Origin of the sequence: Rhizobium leguminosarum (assembly GCF_001679785.1) — a bacterium.
GTDB lineage: Bacteria > Pseudomonadota > Alphaproteobacteria > Rhizobiales > Rhizobiaceae > Rhizobium > Rhizobium leguminosarum_R.
Map to the genome: position 1 here is coordinate 239779 of NZ_CP016289.1, position 16992 is coordinate 256770.

Here is a 16992-nt window from a genome sequence, read left to right on the forward strand (position 1 = left end):
CAGCAGTGATCCGCTTATGACGCGACGCGGCTGATCGCCTCGGCGAGCTGCGCCTGCGAGAACGGCTTGCCGAGACGGGGCAGATTGGCGATGCCGGTGCCTTCGGGGATCTCGGCGTAACCGGTTGCGAGGATGATCGGCATCTCAGGCCATTCGCTGCGGATCGCCTCGGCGAGCTGCGCGCCCGTCATGCGCGGCATGGCATGGTCGCAGATTACCAGGTCGACCTGTTGTTTGCGCAGGATGTCGAGCGCCTCGGGACCCGCCATCGCCTCGAACACGGTATGGCCGAGATCCTCCAGCATCAGCGTCGTATTCATCAGGACCAGACCATCGTCATCGACAGCGACGATGCGCAGCCGGCGCGGCGCATTTTCCTCCTGCTGCGGTCGGTCGGCAGTCGCGCCGGTCACCTGTTCCATCATCGCGACCGGAAACCACAATTCGGCCGTCGTGCCTTCGCCGAGGCTGCTCTTCATCATAAGGCGGCCGCCGGACTGGGACGCAAGGCCCTGCACCATGGAAAGGCCGAGACCGGTGCCCTTGCCGACACCCTTGGTGGTGAAGAACGGCGTGACTGCCTGCTCCAGCGTCTTGGCATCCATGCCCTCGCCTTCGTCGATCACCGCGATGCGGACATAGCGGCCGGGCGACAGCGGACCCTTGCCTGATGGCAGCGACTCTTCGGATGCGCGAAGCATGATCCGGCCGCCTGATGGCATGGCGTCGCGGGCGTTGACGACGAGGTTCAGGATTGCCATCTCCAGCTGGTTCGGATCGGTCAGGATCGTCGGCAGCCTGATGGGGAAAGAGGTCTCGATCACGGTGAGCGGGCCGAGCGAACGGCTCAGCATATCCATCATGCCGCGGACCAGGCCGGAGACGTCGATCGGCTCCATATGCAGTTCTTGCCGGCGGGAAAACGCTAGCATGCGCTGCGTCAAGGCGGCGCCACGCTGGGCGCCCTGCATGGCATTATCGACCAGTGATGTCAGCGAGAGATCCTGCGGCATGCGTTTCTTGAGAATTTCGAGACTGCCGAGCACAGCCATCAGCAGATTGTTGAAATCATGGGCGATGCCACCGGTCAATTGACCGATCGCCTCCATCTTCTGCGACTGGAAGAGTTCTTCGCGAGCCTGCTCCAGTGCCCGCTGGGTCTCCATCTTCTCGGTGATATCGCGGGTGATCTTCGCGAAACCGAGCACATCGCCTTCGTCGTCGCGGATGACGTCGATGACGACGCTGGCCCAGAAACGGGTGCCGTCCTTGCGGACGCGCCAGCCTTCCCTCTCGAACCGGCCCTCGGCGCGCGCAATGCCGAGCGCCATCTGCGGCACGCCGGCTTCGCGGTCCTCGGGGGTATAGAAGGTCGAGAAATGCCTGCCGATGATTTCTTGCGGCCGATAGCCCTTGATACGCTCGGCGCCAAAATTCCAACTGCTGACATTGCCTTCGGGATCGAGCATGTAGATCGCATAATCCGAGACGCCCTGGACGAGCCGGCGGAACTGTTCCTCGCTCTGGCGGATCGCCTTTTCGGCCGCCCTGCGTTCGGTCAGGTCGCGGGTGATCTTGGCATAGCCGATAAGCTCGCCGGAGGGTCGGCGGATCGGATCGATGATCACATGCGCCCAGAAGCGGCTGCCATCCTTGCGGCGGCGCCAGCCTTCTCCCTCAAACCGGCCATGCTTCTCCGCCGTGGCCAGCGCGCGCACCGGCACTCCCGCGGCGCGATCCTCTTCCAGATAGAAACGGGAAAAATGCTCGCCAAGAATTTCGGAAGGCTTGTAACCCTTGAAGCGCTGGGCGCCGGTATTCCAGCTGGTGACGATGCCTTCGGGGCTCAGCATATAGATGGCGTAGTCGGTGATGGCATCGACCAGAAGGCGAAAGCGTCCCTCTTCGTCAAGAGACGTATCATGTCGATTCAACGCTTCCATCGGCCCCTCTGAGTCACCAGCGCTTTATAACGCCGCGGCGGATGGATGGTTCCGAGAAACAGCCTCAAATTTTCAGACGGCCTTGACCTGCGGGTAGAACCTCTCGCCGACACGCTCAGCAGCGGCATAGGCCTGCGAGACGATCTCCGGCACGAGATCGATATCGGGCAGGCTGCCGAGGCCGAGCGGGCCAACGGCAAAGAGCCCGGCGACCGTCGAACCGTCCTCTAGGAAGGGCTCGCCGCGCGCATTGACCGCCAGGCCAAGCGAGAGCTCGTCCGGCATGGCAAGCCCGGCGGAAAGCAGGCTCTGCATCAGCGGCGCTGAAAGATCAGGCGCCTGACAGCGGCAATCGATGATGCGCTCGGCATGGATGATCTCCTCGGCAGCGGAACCGGCCGGCGTGAAGAACAGGCCGCTCAAGCCCCGGCGGCCAGCCCGACCACGGCGCAGCACCGTACGGCCTTCGGCGAGCTCGCGTTTCAGCCGCAGGTGCATGGCCTCCGGCAGGCGGTTGCGATGGCTGTCGTAGATTGCTCTGAGGTGGCGGTTGAACTGATGCTTGTCGCGGGCCGGCAGCGAGCGCCAAAGCGAGCGGGCATGTTTTCTGAGGCCGTTCATCACCGATTGCCAGCTTCGCCCTGCTTCCTCCGCCTCGCGGCAGGCTTCACGGATAAAGCGCACGATCTCCGGCAGGCTCTGCGGCAGCGTTTCGGCCGGGAACACCGGATCGGCGGAATTCGGCGTATGACTCTGGGGCAGGAAGCCGCGCCTTGAAATGATCGTCACCTGGCCCGCGTAACCGGAATCGCGTAGCTGCAGCAGCTGGTCGACGACGCGGATGCCGCTGCCGAGCAGCACCGCATGCGGCCGCGCGACGAGGCGCTGGGCCCTGACCGGGGAAGCCTCCTCACCGCCGGCATCCGGCACCGTCAGGCCGTAGCCAGTGGCGAGGATGACGGTATCGAACAGCGGATTGGCGGGATTGGCGCTTTCGAGCAGGAAGCGGTTGCCGTGGCTCCTGCGGATCGCCACAACAGGATCGTTGCAGACCTGGACCGTGATGTCCCTGCGCGCGGCGAGTGCTTCCGAAAAGCGCTGGTAGACATAATCGCTGAAGATCTCCTTCGGCACGAAGATCTGCCGGAATCCGGGAATGGCGGCCGGTACGGCGGCGCGGAAGGCGGCGTTGCTGCAGAGCCAATCGTTGAAATCGTCGTTGTCGCCGACCGAGACCGAGAGATCGCGGACGCGGGTGTTGAGGATCGTCGAGGAGTGGGCCGAGGCCAGCGCCTGCCCGCCACTGACCGACGAATTCGGATCGAACAGCTGCAGGTGGAAGGGCGTGCGCACCGTCTTCATCAGCGCGATGGCCGTCATCATGCCGGAAAAACCGCGCCCGACGATCGCAATGCGCGGCACGGCTGATATCTGCGCCGCGGCATTGGCTCTCGCGGAAAAAAGTCCCTGAACCGTCATCGCAACTCCTTTGCGGCTTCATCCGCACCATGGGTCGATCGAGGTTTCAACGCATAAAACAGCGGTTCACGCGTTGATGAGGGTCATGCGGCCATTCAAAACACCTGCCGCGGCATCGGGTCCGAACCAGCGGTCCCGCAAGAGAACTAAGGGAGCAATCACGCTCGTCCATAGTCTATCAAACTGGTAGTGTATGAAAGCGCTAAATGGCGCAGGTGGCAAGAGGTTTGTTGCCACATCTTTTCAAGTTATTGAAATATAATACAATTTAGAAGTGTTCTCTGGAAATGTGGCCGGGTTTTGGATCCCGAACTGCGAATTGATCTCAAAAATGTCAGGTCGGCAGCGACCTCAGCTGCCCTCGCCCGGATATTGTTTTGCCTTCAGCAGACCTGCCAGATGCACCGTGTTGCGCGCCAGCATGTCGACGGCTTTGGTCACAATCTTCGGCACCTTGTCGAGATCGACGAAATTGGTGGAACCCATTGCCTCGCCGACCCAATAGGCGACCGCATTGGCCGGAATGGTGAAGCCGACGTCGTTCAGTGCCTGGAAGAGCTCGGCCGACACATGGTGGGCGCCGTCCTCATTGCCGACGACGGCAACGGCAGCGACCCTGCCATAGGAGACCATGCGGCCCTCATCGTCGGTCTCCTCAAGGAAGGCGTCCATGCGCTCCAGCGCCCGCTTGCAGACACTGGATGGCTGACCGAGCCAGATCGGCGTCGCCATCAGCAGGATATCGGCGTCCAGCACCTTGGCGCGAATATCGGGCCAGTCATCGTCGGCGCCTTCGTCGGAGGTGACGCCGGGCTTGACGTTGAAATCGGCCAGCCGGACCACCTCGGTCACGACGCCGTGTGCGGACATCGCCTTGTCGATCAGTCCGATCATCCGGTCGGTTGAGGACGCGTCCTTGGCGTCGCTGGTCTTCAGCGTGGCGTTGAGGGCGAGAGCTTTCAGAGGCATGGGTCTCTCCGGCACCGGTCGGCAGTTGGCATTTGCCTGCTGCAACCTGTTCGCGCCCAGATTGTTCCCGCCCGGACGCGAGGAGACCTCACGTAAAAATAACCAACTGGTGAATTCTTTACTTGAACCCCCAAATGGAATCGGCAAAAGTGAAGGTGCTATCAATCCCTTCATGGATTTGCCGTCTTTTCGGGCCAGCGTCCGACCACACATCTATTGGAAAAAATACCGTGAGCAGCGATGCGTTAATACGCGGGACGAAGCCTTCGGCTTCGATGGCGCTTGCAACTGCGGCAGGCTGGGGCCGAGGTCTCTTCACCTTGGTGCGTATCACCATGATGGCCTTCCGCCACCCCTGGCAATCCGGCTTTGCGATGGGCGCCACGCTTGTGGCCTCCACCTTCCAGCTGATGATCCCGCGCCTTCTCGGCCAGGCGGTCGACCACACGCAAATGGCGATGAGCGGCGGTGCGGCGGGACAGGCGGCGCAGAACGCGCTTCTGACCACAGCGTTGCTGCTGCTCGGCGCCAGCGTGCTGCGCGGCCTCTTTACCATGGTTCAGAACTATTACAGCGAAGCCGTCGGCCATCACATCGGCTACGAATTGCGGCTGGCCTGCTACGAAAAGATCCAGCGGCTCTCTTTCAGCTTTCATGACACCGTGCATTCCGGCGACCTGATCACCGTCGGCCTGCTCGATCTCGAAGGCGTGCGCATGTATTTTTCCACAGCACTGGTCCGGATGATCCTGCTGTCGATCCTGATCGGCATCGGCGCCTATATGCTGCTGTCGACCGATATCGTGCTCGGTCTCCTGGCGCTGAGTTTCGTGCCCTTCGTCGGCTGGCGCTCGTCGGTGACGCAGCTCAGGCTGCGCGCCACCTGGCTCGACCTGCAGGAGCGGCTTTCGGTGCTGACCCGCATCATGGAGGAAAATCTCGGCGGTATCCGCGTCGTGCGCGCCTTTGCCGCCCACGAACACGAGATTTCGAAATTCGAGGCGGCGTCGAAGAGCGCGCTCGCGCTCGCCCATCAGCGCGTCGGCATCCGTGTTACCAACACCAGCGCCATGACCTTCTCCTTCTTCGCGGCGATGGGCCTGGTGCTCTGGGTCGGCGGCGGCAAGGTGATGTCGGGCGAAATCACCGTCGGCACGCTGGCCTCGTTCCTGACCTTCATGACCATCCTGCAGATGCCGGTGCGCCAGCTCGGCCTCATGGTCAATGCCTTTGCCCGCGCCTCCACCTGCGGCTCGCGCCTCTTCGCCCTTCTCGACCTCGACATCGCGATCAAGGATGCGCCGGATGCCAAGCAATTGGCGGTGACGGACGGCGTGCTGCGCTTCGAAAATGTCAGCTTCGCCTATCCGGGTTCCGAAAAGCGCACCGTGCTCGACAATGTATCCTTCGAAGCCAGGCGCGGCCAGACGATCGGCATCGTCGGGCCTCCCGGCAGCGGCAAGTCGACGATTGCCCACCTCATTCCGCGCTTCTACGACGTCAGCGGCGGCAAGATCACGATCGACGGCCAGGACATCCGCAAGGCGACGCTGCAATCGCTGCGCCGGGCGGTTGCCGTCGTGCAGCAGGATTCGTTCCTGTTCACGACGACGATCGAGAACAATATCGCCTATGGCGACCCGTGGGCGAAGGAAGGCCGGATCGAACGCGCCAGCGAAAGCGCCCAGCTGCACAATTACGTGCTCGGCCTGCCCACAGGTTACGGCACCGTCGTCGGCGAGCGCGGCGTTTCGCTGTCCGGCGGCCAGCGCCAGCGTCTTTCGATCGCCCGTGCGCTGATGCTGAAACCGGCGGTGATGGTGTTCGACGATTCGACGGCGGCAATCGACGCCGCCACCGAACAGCGCATCCGCGGCGCCATGCGCCGCTATGCCGCCGACCGCGTGACGATCATCGTCGCCCACCGCCTGAGCTCGCTGATGCATGCCGACCAGATCCTGTTCGTCGAAGACGGCCGGATCGTCGAGCGCGGAACGCATGAGGCGCTGCTATCGCTCGGCGGGCGCTACAAGGCGCTCTACGACCTGCAGGTGCGACCGGGCGACGAGGTCTTGAGCGCCTAGCAATGAATTCCCTTCTTCTGCCCACCGGGGAGGAGAGCGGACAAGCAATGACTATGCAGGCCACCGGACGTGATGGCCGCGGGAGGAATGGCATGGCCGAGGAACTGGAAACCGAGCGTCCCGACGTTCGCGAGGATGGACGCCGCCCGCCGCGGGCGGTGGTCGGTTCGCACCGCGTCGAGGAGGAGATGTTCGGCAAGGCCTTCGACGGCAACATTGTCAAGCGCATCTGGGTTTTCGTTCACCCCTATCGCCGCCAGGTCCTGTGGTCCGTCGTCGCCGTTTTGACCTTCACGATGATGCAGCTCACCATCCCGCTGATCATCCGCTATGCCATCGACCACGGTATGTCGCCGGGTGGCAACCATTCGGCCCTGGTCTGGTCGATCGTCGCCTTCACCATCGCCATATCAATCAACTATGCGGCCAGCTATGCGCAGGAGACGCTGGTCGGCGGCGTGGCGGAAGACGTGCTCTTCGATATCCGCAAGGCGATGTTTTCGCATCTCCAGCGCGTCTCGCTCTCCTTCATGGACAAGACCGAAGTCGGCCGGCTGATGTCGCGCCTGCAGGGCGACGTCAACTCGATGCAGGAATTCCTCGAAACCTCGGTGCTGTCAGTCGGCGACATCGTGCTGCTCTTCGGCATCGTCTTCGTGATGCTCTATCTCGATTTCAAATTGGGGCTGCTGACGCTCTCGGTGCTGCCGGTGCTGTTCATCGTCCGGCTGTTCTGGCTGCCGCTGGCACGCAAATCCTTCATGGCCGCGCACGAGACCAATTCGGTTGCGAATGGTGCGCTTGCCGAAGCGATCCACGGGGTGCGTGCCGTCCAGAGCATGGATAGGCAGGGCGTCAACTTCACGCTTTACGACGACAAGGCGCATGCCAACCTCAAGACGCATCTGACGGCGGCGCGCTACGCGCAGGTGATGGTGCCGATCGTCGACAGCCTGACCGGCGTGGCGATGGCGCTCGTCATCGTCGTCGGCGGCGCCCGCGTTCTCAATCAGGCGCTCGATGTCGGCGTGCTCGTCGCCTTCCTGTTCTACATCCAGCGCTTCTTCGACCCCATCCGTTCGCTGACCCTGCAATATTCGGTGATGCAGCGCGCCATGGCGTCGGGCCAGCGGCTGACCGAAGTGCTCGATGTGCCTGTCGACATCAAGGACGCGCCCAATGCCAAGGCCTTGTCGCGCGACATGGACGGATCGGTGGAATTCAAGGATGTCGTCTTCGGCTACAATCCGAAACATCCGGTGCTGAAGCACGTCAGCTTCAAGGTCAATCCCGGCGAGACGGTGGCGCTGGTCGGGCCGACGGGGTCCGGCAAATCGAGCTGCATGTCGCTGATCCATCGCTTCTACGACGTGCAGCAGGGCCAGGTGCTGGTCGGCGGCGACGATGTGCGTGATCTAACGCAGGATTCGCTCGGAGCGCAGATCGCCATGGTGCTGCAGGAACCCTTCCTCTTTACCGGCACCGTCTTCGAAAACATTCGCTACCACAAGCTGGAGGCGACGCGCGAACAGGTGATCGAGGCCGCCAAAGCGGTCGGCGCGCATGACTTCGTGATGCGCCTGCCCGATGGTTACGACAGCGTTCTCGGCGAGCGCGGCGGCAACCTTTCGCTTGGCCAGCGCCAGCTTTTGAGCTTTGCCCGCGCATTGGTGGCGGACGCGAAGATTCTCGTGCTCGACGAGGCGACGGCCAATATCGACAGCTATACCGAGATGCTGATCCAGAAAGCGCTGGTAAAGCTGCTCGAAAACCGCACCGGCCTTGTCATCGCCCATCGCCTCGCAACGATCCGCGAGGCGGATCGCATCATCGTGCTGCAGAACGGCGAAATCATCGAAAGCGGCGACCACCGCCAGCTGATGAAGAACGGCAAGCTCTATTCCAAGCTCTACAATCTGAACTACTCCTCCTTCGATGATATTCCCGAAGACGTGCTGGAAGAGACGACGGCAGCGGAGTCGGCGACGTGATCTCAGGCGACATGCATTAATGCCTGTCGCAAAGTTTGAACGAACAAACGCCTTGCTGCCGCATTTATTTCCTATCGGGTGACGAGTGCCACTGAGGAGAATGTTATGAAGAGAGTTATTAGCAGCTTGTTGATCGCAACGGCCCTTGTTGGATCGGCCATTCAGCCCGCTGCGGCGCGTGATCGCCATCACGACAATACTGGCCGAATCATCGCCGGCGGCGTTGCCGCAGGCGTCGTCGGCGGCCTGATCGGCGGCGCAATCGCCAATGGCGGCCCCCGCTACGTTGATGAAGGCCCTCGTTATGTGGAGAGCCCCCGCTATGTCGAACCCGAGCCGAGATGCTGGTATGAGGACCGCGACGTCCGCAACCGCTATGACGGCGGCTACCACGCCGAAACCGTGCGGGTCTGCGAGTAAACACTGAACCTTTCGCAGCGGCGTTGATCCCATCGCCGCTGCTTTTGTCTCTCGGCCGAGGTTGCCTCCCGTGCAGCCTCGGCTTTTCTCTGCAAAAAATTACGGTTGCCATGCGGCCGGCTGTCATCCTGATGTCAGAGACAAGCAATAGCTGAGAGCCGATGAATGATGGTCCAGTGAACGGCGGCAAGACGCCAAAGAAAGAACGCATGCGCTTCGTCAGCGCCGAGCAGGTGGCGCAATTGGCGGGCGTTTCGCGCTCAGCCGTGTCGCGTACCTTCACGCCGGGCACCAGCGTGGCGCCTGCAACGCGCGAAAAGGTGCTGCGGGCGGCGCAAGAACTCGGCTACCATGTCAACGACCTGGCGCGCGGCGTGCTTGCCAATCAGAGCCGCCTGGTCGGCATCGTCGCGACCCGGCCGGAAGTGGGTTTTCGCGCACATCTGGCCGCAGCGCTTGCCAAATGCCTGATCAAACGCGGCAGCATCCCGATTCTCATCAATACCGGCCAGACGGAAGACGAGCTGCTTGCCGCCCAGAAGATGCTGATCGGCCACCGTGCCGAGGCAATCATCATCCTGTCCGGCTCGCCGCCGGCGAGTTTCTTCGAACTCGCACAGCGAAATGGCCAGCCGCTCGTGGTGATCGGCCGTTCGGAACCCGACGCCGACCATGTGCGCGCAGGCAACTCCGAGGCCTCCCGCAAGGCGGCGACGGCCTTTTACGAAAGCGGCAGACGGCGGCTGGCGGTCATCGGCTCCAACACCGGAACGCCTTCCATCATCGAGCGCGAAAGCGCCTTCCTGTCGACAGCCGAATCGCTCGGTGTATCCGTCGTCATCGGACGCGGCGGCGATTCCGACTATGACGGCGGCGTCACCGCTGCACGCGCGCTCTTCTCGCAGACAATAAAGCCCGACGCCGTTTTCTGCGCCAACGACCAGATCGCTTTCGGACTGATGGATGTCGTGCGACTGGAAATGCGGCTGCGCATCCCCGAGGATGTCGCCGTCATCGGCTTCGACGATGTGCCGGAATCCTCCTGGCTGAGCTACCGGCTGACCACCTTCCGCCAGGATCCGTTGACCATGGCGCAGCGCGCCGTCGAGCTGATGGAGCGGCGGCTTGAAAACCCGGGCTTGCCCGCGGGTTACGAACGCGTCATTCCGGAGCTCGTCATCCGCCAGAGCTTCAGACCCTGACCCTCTCCCACGGCTTTTCGCAGGCGCCATCCTGTGGCAAGAAGGGCTGACGCGTGACCTGGGAGGAAGATCGACGCAGATGAGGGGAATCCGCCAGCTCGCCGAGCATCTCGACATTTCGATCGGAACGGTGTCCCGTGCTCTGAACGGCAAGCCCGACGTCAACGACGAAACGCGCCGGCGCGTGCTCGCCGCCGCCGAAGAGCTCGGTTACGTCGCCAATCAATCGGGCCGCAGCCTTCGCCAGGGTATGACCAACGTCATCGGGCTGATGCTCGAGGTGAGCCGCGAGACGGTCGAAAACAGCGACGACTTCTTTCTTGGCGTCACCGACGGGCTGCAGAGCGTCTTTTCCCGCCACAAGCTCGATCTCGTCATGCTGCCCTGCCCCGATGACGAGGACCCGCATGAATATCTGAAGCGCATGGTGGCGCGCCGGCTTGTCGACGCGCTGATCATCTCGGCGACACGGCGCACCGATAGGCGCATCGAGCTTCTGGAAAAGGCCCGCATCCCCTTCGTGGCGCTAGGCCGTAGCGCGTCGGGCGGCAGCTACACCTGGATGGACCTCGATTTCGAGGGCGTGGCGGCGCGCGGCGTCGACCGGCTGGTCGCCAAAGGCCACCGGCGGATCGCGGTGGCCGCCCCCTCCTCCGACATCAATCTCGGCTATCTCTTTCTCGACGCCTACCGCCAGGCGCTGCAACGGCACGGTATTGCCTTCGACCCGGCCCTCGTCATCCGGGTCAAGTCGAGCGAACAGGGCGGTTATCAGGCCGGCCACGAATTGTTGATGATTGAAGAGCGGCCGACGGCGATCATCCTGATCCACGAGCTGATGGCGATCGGGCTTTACCGCCGGCTTGCCGAGGCCGGCATCGTGCCAGGCCGCGACCTCGCCGTTGTCGGTTTCCGCGAGGAGCCGCGCACGCATTTCCTGCAGCCGACGCTGACCTCCTTCCGCATGTCGCTGCGCGATCTCGGCGCCCAGCTCGGCGAAACCCTGCTCGCCACCATGCCGGCCTATGCCGATCACTATCCGCAGGGCGCCCGCAACAGGATATGGCCGCTGGAACTCGTTCCCGGCGAAAGCGACGCCTTCACGCTGACGGGCTGAAGCCCGCCGCGTAGATAGTCTTGGCGGCTTTGATCAGACCCGGCTCGGAGCCGCTGAATGCTCCCTGTGCGACAGCTGACGCGTGACGACGAAGACCAACAGGGCTCCGGCAGCAAGGCAGGCGGCCAGGAAGAACATCGGCGCGATCGTGCTGCCGCTCGCTTCCTTGATCCAGGGCACGACGTTCTGGGCGACGAAGCCGCCGAGATTTCCGACCGAATTGATGGCGGCAAGGCCCGCCGCAGCCCCCGCGCCCTTGAGGAAACGGGAGGGCAGGCTCCAGAACACCGGCTGGGGGGCGAAGATCCCGGCAGCGGCGACGCAGAGGAAGGCGAATTGCAAAGTGTGGTTCGGGATCAGCGCCGAGAGCAGCAGGCAGGCGGCGCCGATGAAAGCCGGAATGACGATATAGGGCGTCTTCGATTGCGCCTTGTCAGCCATGGCGGGAACGGCATAGAGCGCGATCGCGACCAGCACCCAGGGAATGATGTTGAGGAAACCGTTCACCGTGTTGCTGACGCCGAAAGCCTTGACGATGGTCGGCAGCCAATAGCTGAGGCCGTAGGCCGAAAGCGGAAAGGCGATATAGCAGACCGCCATCAACAGGACACGCGGGTCGATGAGCGCCTTGAAGCCGTTTCCGGCATGCTCGCCCATGCCGGCATTTTCGGAAGTGAGCCTCCGTTCCAGCCACTGCTTCTCCCCGTCATTCAGGAAGCTTGCCTTTTCAGGCCGGCCGGGGAGATAGAAGAAGGTGACGATGCCGGCGATCACAGCCGGAACGCCCGTCGCCAGGAACACCCACTCCCAGCCTGCAAAGCCGTAGAGACGTCGAGATCGAGCAGCACACCGCCGAGTGGCGCCCCGACGGCATTGGCGATCGCGCTGAAGATCATGAACAGCCCGACCATCCTGCCGCGATAGGTCGAGGGAAACCACAGCGTCAGCAGATAGAGCACGCCGGGAAAGAAGCCGGCTTCGCAGACACCGAGCAGAAAGCGCAGGATATAGAACATCGTCGCGTTCTGCGTGAAGGCGAGCGCGACGGTGACGATGCCCCAGGAGACCAGGATGCGCGCGAACCAGACACGGGCGCCGAGCTTGTCGAGGAAGAGTTGCTCGGCACCTCGAAGAGAAAATAGCCGATGAAGAAGAGCGATGCGCCGAGACCATAGGCATATTCGCTCATTCCAAGGGCATCGACCATCTGCAGCTTGGCGAAACTGACGTTCTGCCGATCGATATAGGCGATGAGATAGAGGATGCCGAGAAACGGCATCAGCTTCCAGGTGATTTTCGAGATCAGCCGCTTCTCGTCGACCATAAGTATTCTCCGGTATGACCATGCTTGGGGATCGGGTAAATAGCGCGGCCAGCCGATATTCAATCGGGCGCGGCATTTTCTCGCAGCCGCAACCCTGATGATGTGACCGTACCCGAAGACGGGTACGGTCTTTAATCATTCAGCGGCGGCGACGGCGGCGCGGCGGCCGATCGTTGCCTGAGTCAGCACGAAGGCCAAGAAGGCGCAAAGTGCGATGCCGGCGGCCATTGGAACGGCCGTGCCGTCGAAGAAGACGCTCGATATGACCATGGCGACGGCGGCGATCACGAAATGCAGCGTGCCCATCAGCGACGAGGCGGTGCCGGCGATCTCGCCGTGATCCTCGAGCGCGAGCACCGCGCTCGTCGGGATGACGAGGCCGAGGAAGCCGTAGCCGATGAACAGGAAAGTCGCCAGGACAGGCAGCTGGTTGAAGCCGGCGGCCATCACCACCGCCATGACGACCATGGCAAGGGCAAAAGCGCTGACCGCAATCCGCATGACGCGCACGAGGCCGAAACGCGCGCCAAGCCAACCCGTCGCCTGCGATACCGCGAAGAAGGACACGGCATTGATCGAGAAGGCGAAACTGTATTGCGTCGGCGTCAGCCCGTAATGCTGGATCAGCACGAAGGGCGAGTTGGCGAGATAGACGAGGAAGCTGGAAATGCCGAGGCCGCCGATGAAGGTCAGCGTGAGGAAGTTGCGGTCGGCAAGCAGCAGGCGGTAGGCTGCCATGGCGCTCTTCAGACCGCTGCCGCTGCGTTCGGCCGGTGAACGGGTTTCGTCAAGCTGGGTGGCGAGCAGGACGAGGCCGATGAAGGCTGCGATCGTCACGGCCCAGAATACGCCGCGCCAGCCGTAGAACTCGATGACGGCGCTGCCCGTCAGCGGCGCCAGGATCGGCGAGATCGAGAAGACCAGCATCAGCAGCGACATCAGGCGGGCGGCCTGCACGCCGGTATGCATGTCGCGGACGATGGCGCGCGGAATGACCATGCCGGCGGCACCGCCGATACCCTGAACGAAACGGAAGGCGATCAGCGTTTCGATATCGGTCGCCAGCGCACAGCCGATCGAGGCAACGGAAAAGAGGCCGATGCCGAGATAGAGCGGCAGCTTGCGGCCCCACATATCCGACAGCGGACCATAGACCAGCTGGGCGAGTGCAAAGGAGATGAAGAAGGCGAGAAGGGTGAGCTGGGTGACATTGTTATCGGCATGCAGGTCCTGGCCGATGGACGGCAGCGCAGGCAGATACATGTCGATGGCAAAGGGCCCGATGGCCGACAGAAGGCCGAGAATGAGGGCAATGCGAAAGAAGGGAGCCGTCATAATGGTGATCTTTCATAAAAGCGCAGCGGAAATACCGGATCGTCGCTCCGCGGCATTGCTCTGAGAGCGCCGTGCGTCCTCTCGGACGCACAAAAGACGCTCTAACTTTAAATCTACGCATCGTGCTTTCCGAAAAGCGGTTCCGATTTTCGGGCCGATGCGCGGGTTCAATGATGACCGTTCGCGCGAAGACGAAGTTGGGAGCTCATTATCTCAGCGGCGGAACCAGGAGTGTCAACAAATTTGGACACGGATGTAAAAATAGACGCCATTGTCTAAAACGTCAAGACGTCTTATCTTCGCTCTCATGAAAGATCGCATGACACCGGCAGTCCGGATGACGGGGCATACGCAGCGCGGACAATGCGCCAAGCGCATGTCGATCCTCGATGCCGCGGCCGACGTATTCTGCCGCCAGGGTTTTGCCGGCGCCAGCATCGACGAGATCGCCGCCGTCGCCTGTGTCTCCCGCCAGACGATCTACAATCACTACCGCGAGAAGGAAACGCTGTTCGTCGCCGTCGTCGAAGACGTCATGAACCGCGCCAACGCCATGCTCTTCTCGGTGCTGTCGACCTTCCCGGATCGTGCCGACAATCTGGAAGACGAGCTGACGGCCTTCGCCGTGCGCCTCAACAAGAACTGCATCTGCAACCACGACGGAAAATTCCTGCGCAAGCTGGTGCAGACCGAGGGCGAGCGATATCCGCACCTCTTCGAAAGCTGGCGCCAACAGGGGCCGGGCAAGCTGACCACTGCACTGTCAGCTCTTTTCGCGCGGCTTGCTCATAAGCAAGCACTCGTCATCGACGATTTCGACGTCGCCGCCCGGCAGTTCGTGGCGCTCGGCAATGCTGACCTGCAGATGATGATCCTGCTCGGCGGCACGCCCACCGACGAAGAATTGGACAAGGCGGCGCGCAACGCCGTCCGTACCTTCCTCAAGGCCTATGGCAGGCCGGCGGCGGAAAAGGCCGGCCATCCGCCGCAGCTCGCAGCCATATCCGGCTGATCAGGCGCTTCCGGTCAGGCCCATCCGATCAGGCAAAGACCGTCATTTGTGAGGGTACGACCGCGAACATGCCGACACGGCGCGCGGCAAGATATTTCACCAGCTGCTCGACAACCGAAGGCATGACCGGCTTCTGGACCACGCCGACCGCGCCCTTGACGCCGTCAGCCACCACTTCGGGATTGCCGGTCATGAACACGACCGCAATGCCATGCTCCTGCGCCAGCCGCCGGCCGATCTCAGGCCCGGTCGCGCCGTCGGCGAGATTGACGTCGACGAAAGCGATATCGGCAAGCGGCGCCAGCCGCAGCGCCTGTTCGCAGTCATTGGCAAGGCCGGCAACCTGCATGCCCATGCCTTCCACTGTCGCCTCGAGATCCAAGGCGATCAGGAATTCATCCTCGACAATCAGCACTCTCTGTTTCATGAGATCATCTCGTTGCCAGCGCCGCACGACATTGGTGGCCATGATACGTCCCCTTGGTTACGCCTGTACTTCTAAAGAGGGATCCGCTCCGCCAGCCTGTCCTCAAGCGAAACTCATGGCGGTAACGGGCAACTCGACGATATGTTCCGCGGTGGAACGCGATTTTCCGTATTTAAGATATTGTTAACGTTGACAAATTCTTAATAACAAGGAGAGTGGAGAAAAAGACGGCGCCGGATCGTGCTCAATATCGAGGGTACATCTTATGGCTGAGGGCGCGATAAGACGGTATAACCCTTCCGTTACCTAAAGACGAGAAATCATATTGAGAAACACATTTATCGTTTTGGCCGCCGTGATCATCAGCTTGTTCGTCTATACGAAATTGATGGGCAGGGTCGGCTCAGGCTCGCCGCCTCCGGATGTGCCTTTGGAGCAACAGGCTGACCTCATTCGCGTTTATAAAGCCGAACGCCGCATGGTCCTTCTCAAAGGGGATACCCCCATCTCGACATACCGGATTTCTCTTGGGCGAGCTGCCGATGAGGGTCCCAAGCAGCGAGAAGGTGACGAGAAAACACCTGAAGGGCGTTATGAAATAGACTGGCGCAATCCGAAGTCCATGGCGCATCTGAGCTTGCACATTTCCTATCCAAATCCTGATGACCAGCGTAACGCTGAAGCCGGTGGCTTTCCTCCCGGTGGCGCTATCATGATCCACGGGCTTCCCAATGGCTGGGGCCTATTCGGAAACGCCCATCAACTGTGGGATTGGACGGATGGGTGTATTGCGGTCACCAACGCGGAGATGCGCGATATTTGGGCCCGCGTCCCCAACCATACGCCCATAGACATCATGCCCTGAACTGTTGCGACGAACGCATTGCATCCCTGCGTTCAAAGCCGATAATCCCGGGACCGACAGGATCGATCAGCCCTTGACCTTCATCACTAGGACCGGTTTGCCGCGGTAGTCGGCGGGAAACAGCGACTTCAGGTTCTCGATTTTCGGCAGGTCGTTGTAGACGATATAGGGATAGGTCGGATTGAGCGTCAGGAAATCCTGGTGATAGGCTTCGGCCGGATAGAAGCCCGTGGTTTCAGACACTTTGGTGACGATCGGCTGCGGGAAGACATGCGCCTTGTCGAGCTGGCTGATATAATTCTCGGCGACCTTGCGCTGCTCGGGATCGGCAACAAACAGCGCCGACCGGTACTGCGTTCCCCGGTCCGGACCCTGAAAATTCAGCTGCGTCGGGTTGTGCGCCACCGAGAAGAAGATCTGCAGCAACTTGCCGTAGGTCACCTGTTTCGGATCGAACCTCACCTGGACGGCTTCGGCATGACCCGTCGAGCCGGTGCTGACGGTTTCATACTGCGCCGTTTTGGCGTCGCCGCCGGCATAACCGGAGACGGCGCTCTCGACACCCTTCACGTGCTGAAAGACGCCCTGGACACCCCAGAAACAGCCGCCGGCGAAAATGGCCGTCTCGGTGCCCGGGCCGGCCGCCTCGTCGACGGCTGGCGGCGGGATGACGACAGCATCCTCGGCCGCGCCTGCGCCACTCGCACCGAGCGAGAAAACAACGGCAGCAAAGAGCCCGGCAAGGCTCCTGCGGTGGAACGACGTGGACATCGCGTTACCTCCTGTGATCGCCCAAATCCTTGCTCATCCTTGCAAAACTCGCA

The 16992-nt window shown here is 61.9% G+C and carries 13 protein-coding genes and 1 pseudogene; 7 read left to right on the top strand and 7 right to left on the bottom strand.

Going from position 1 to position 16992, the window contains the following annotated elements:
* Nucleotides 1-14: 14 nt before the first annotated feature.
* The 3 genes from BA011_RS32690 to BA011_RS32700 all read right to left on the bottom strand — a co-directional run bounded on the left by BA011_RS32690 (nt 15) and on the right by BA011_RS32700 (nt 4391).
* On the bottom strand, nt 15-1943 hold the full coding sequence (locus BA011_RS32690; RefSeq protein ID WP_065283930.1) for a hybrid sensor histidine kinase/response regulator: 1929 nt from the start codon (nt 1941-1943) through the stop codon (nt 15-17).
* 72 nt (nt 1944-2015) lie between these two features.
* A complete protein-coding gene (locus BA011_RS32695; RefSeq protein WP_065283931.1) occupies nt 2016-3422 on the bottom strand; it encodes an FAD/NAD(P)-binding protein in 1407 nt (468 codons plus the stop codon).
* A 351-nt stretch (nt 3423-3773) separates the two neighbouring features.
* Nucleotides 3774-4391: a flavodoxin family protein gene (locus BA011_RS32700; RefSeq protein ID WP_065283932.1), complete on the bottom strand. Its 618-nt coding sequence runs from the start codon at nt 4389-4391 to the stop codon at nt 3774-3776.
* A gap of 122 nt (nt 4392-4513) precedes the next feature.
* Here BA011_RS32700 and BA011_RS32705 point away from each other — a divergent pair, with 122 nt between their 5' ends.
* The 5 genes from BA011_RS32705 (at nt 4514) to BA011_RS32725 (ending at nt 11205) form a co-directional block, all read left to right on the top strand.
* The gene (locus BA011_RS32705) at nt 4514-6475 is read left to right on the top strand and encodes an ABC transporter ATP-binding protein (RefSeq protein ID WP_186806619.1); all 1962 of its coding nucleotides are present in this window, start codon (nt 4514-4516) and stop codon (nt 6473-6475) included.
* A gap of 92 nt (nt 6476-6567) precedes the next feature.
* Complete coding sequence (locus BA011_RS32710) at nt 6568-8466, top strand: ABC transporter ATP-binding protein (protein ID WP_065283934.1); 1899 nt, start codon at nt 6568-6570, stop codon at nt 8464-8466.
* Nucleotides 8467-8571: 105 nt separating this feature from the next.
* Entirely contained in the window at nt 8572-8886 is a 315-nt protein-coding gene (locus BA011_RS32715) for a hypothetical protein (protein ID WP_065283935.1), read from the top strand.
* 161 nt (nt 8887-9047) lie between these two features.
* On the top strand, nt 9048-10088 hold the full coding sequence (locus BA011_RS32720) for a LacI family DNA-binding transcriptional regulator (RefSeq protein ID WP_065283936.1): 1041 nt from the start codon (nt 9048-9050) through the stop codon (nt 10086-10088).
* Between the two features lie 79 nt (nt 10089-10167).
* The gene (locus BA011_RS32725) at nt 10168-11205 is read left to right on the top strand and encodes a LacI family DNA-binding transcriptional regulator (protein ID WP_065283937.1); all 1038 of its coding nucleotides are present in this window, start codon (nt 10168-10170) and stop codon (nt 11203-11205) included.
* Between the two features lie 33 nt (nt 11206-11238).
* On the opposite strand, the pseudogene BA011_RS32730 reads toward BA011_RS32725, so the two are convergent.
* Nucleotides 11239-12529: pseudogene (locus tag BA011_RS32730) on the bottom strand (MFS transporter).
* 135 nt (nt 12530-12664) lie between these two features.
* On the bottom strand, nt 12665-13864 hold the full coding sequence (locus tag BA011_RS32735; protein WP_065283938.1) for a multidrug effflux MFS transporter: 1200 nt from the start codon (nt 13862-13864) through the stop codon (nt 12665-12667).
* Between the two features lie 271 nt (nt 13865-14135).
* Between BA011_RS32735 and BA011_RS32740 the strand changes: the two genes are divergently transcribed.
* A complete protein-coding gene (locus BA011_RS32740) occupies nt 14136-14876 on the top strand; it encodes a TetR/AcrR family transcriptional regulator (protein ID WP_065283939.1) in 741 nt (246 codons plus the stop codon).
* 28 nt (nt 14877-14904) lie between these two features.
* On the opposite strand, the gene BA011_RS32745 is transcribed toward BA011_RS32740, so the two are convergent.
* Nucleotides 14905-15345 carry a response regulator gene (locus BA011_RS32745; protein ID WP_065283940.1) on the bottom strand — a complete coding sequence of 147 codons (441 nt, stop codon included), beginning with the start codon at nt 15343-15345 and terminating at the stop codon, nt 14905-14907.
* Nucleotides 15346-15628: 283 nt separating this feature from the next.
* Between BA011_RS32745 and BA011_RS32750 the strand changes: the two genes are divergently transcribed.
* Nucleotides 15629-16168, top strand: a complete 540-nt coding sequence (locus BA011_RS32750) for a L,D-transpeptidase family protein (RefSeq protein ID WP_065283941.1) — start codon at nt 15629-15631, stop codon at nt 16166-16168.
* A gap of 66 nt (nt 16169-16234) precedes the next feature.
* On the opposite strand, the gene msrA is transcribed toward BA011_RS32750, so the two are convergent.
* Nucleotides 16235-16939 (bottom strand): peptide-methionine (S)-S-oxide reductase MsrA, encoded by a 705-nt coding sequence (msrA, locus tag BA011_RS32755; protein ID WP_065283942.1) that lies wholly within the window; start codon nt 16937-16939, stop codon nt 16235-16237.
* Nucleotides 16940-16992: the final 53 nt, after the last annotated feature.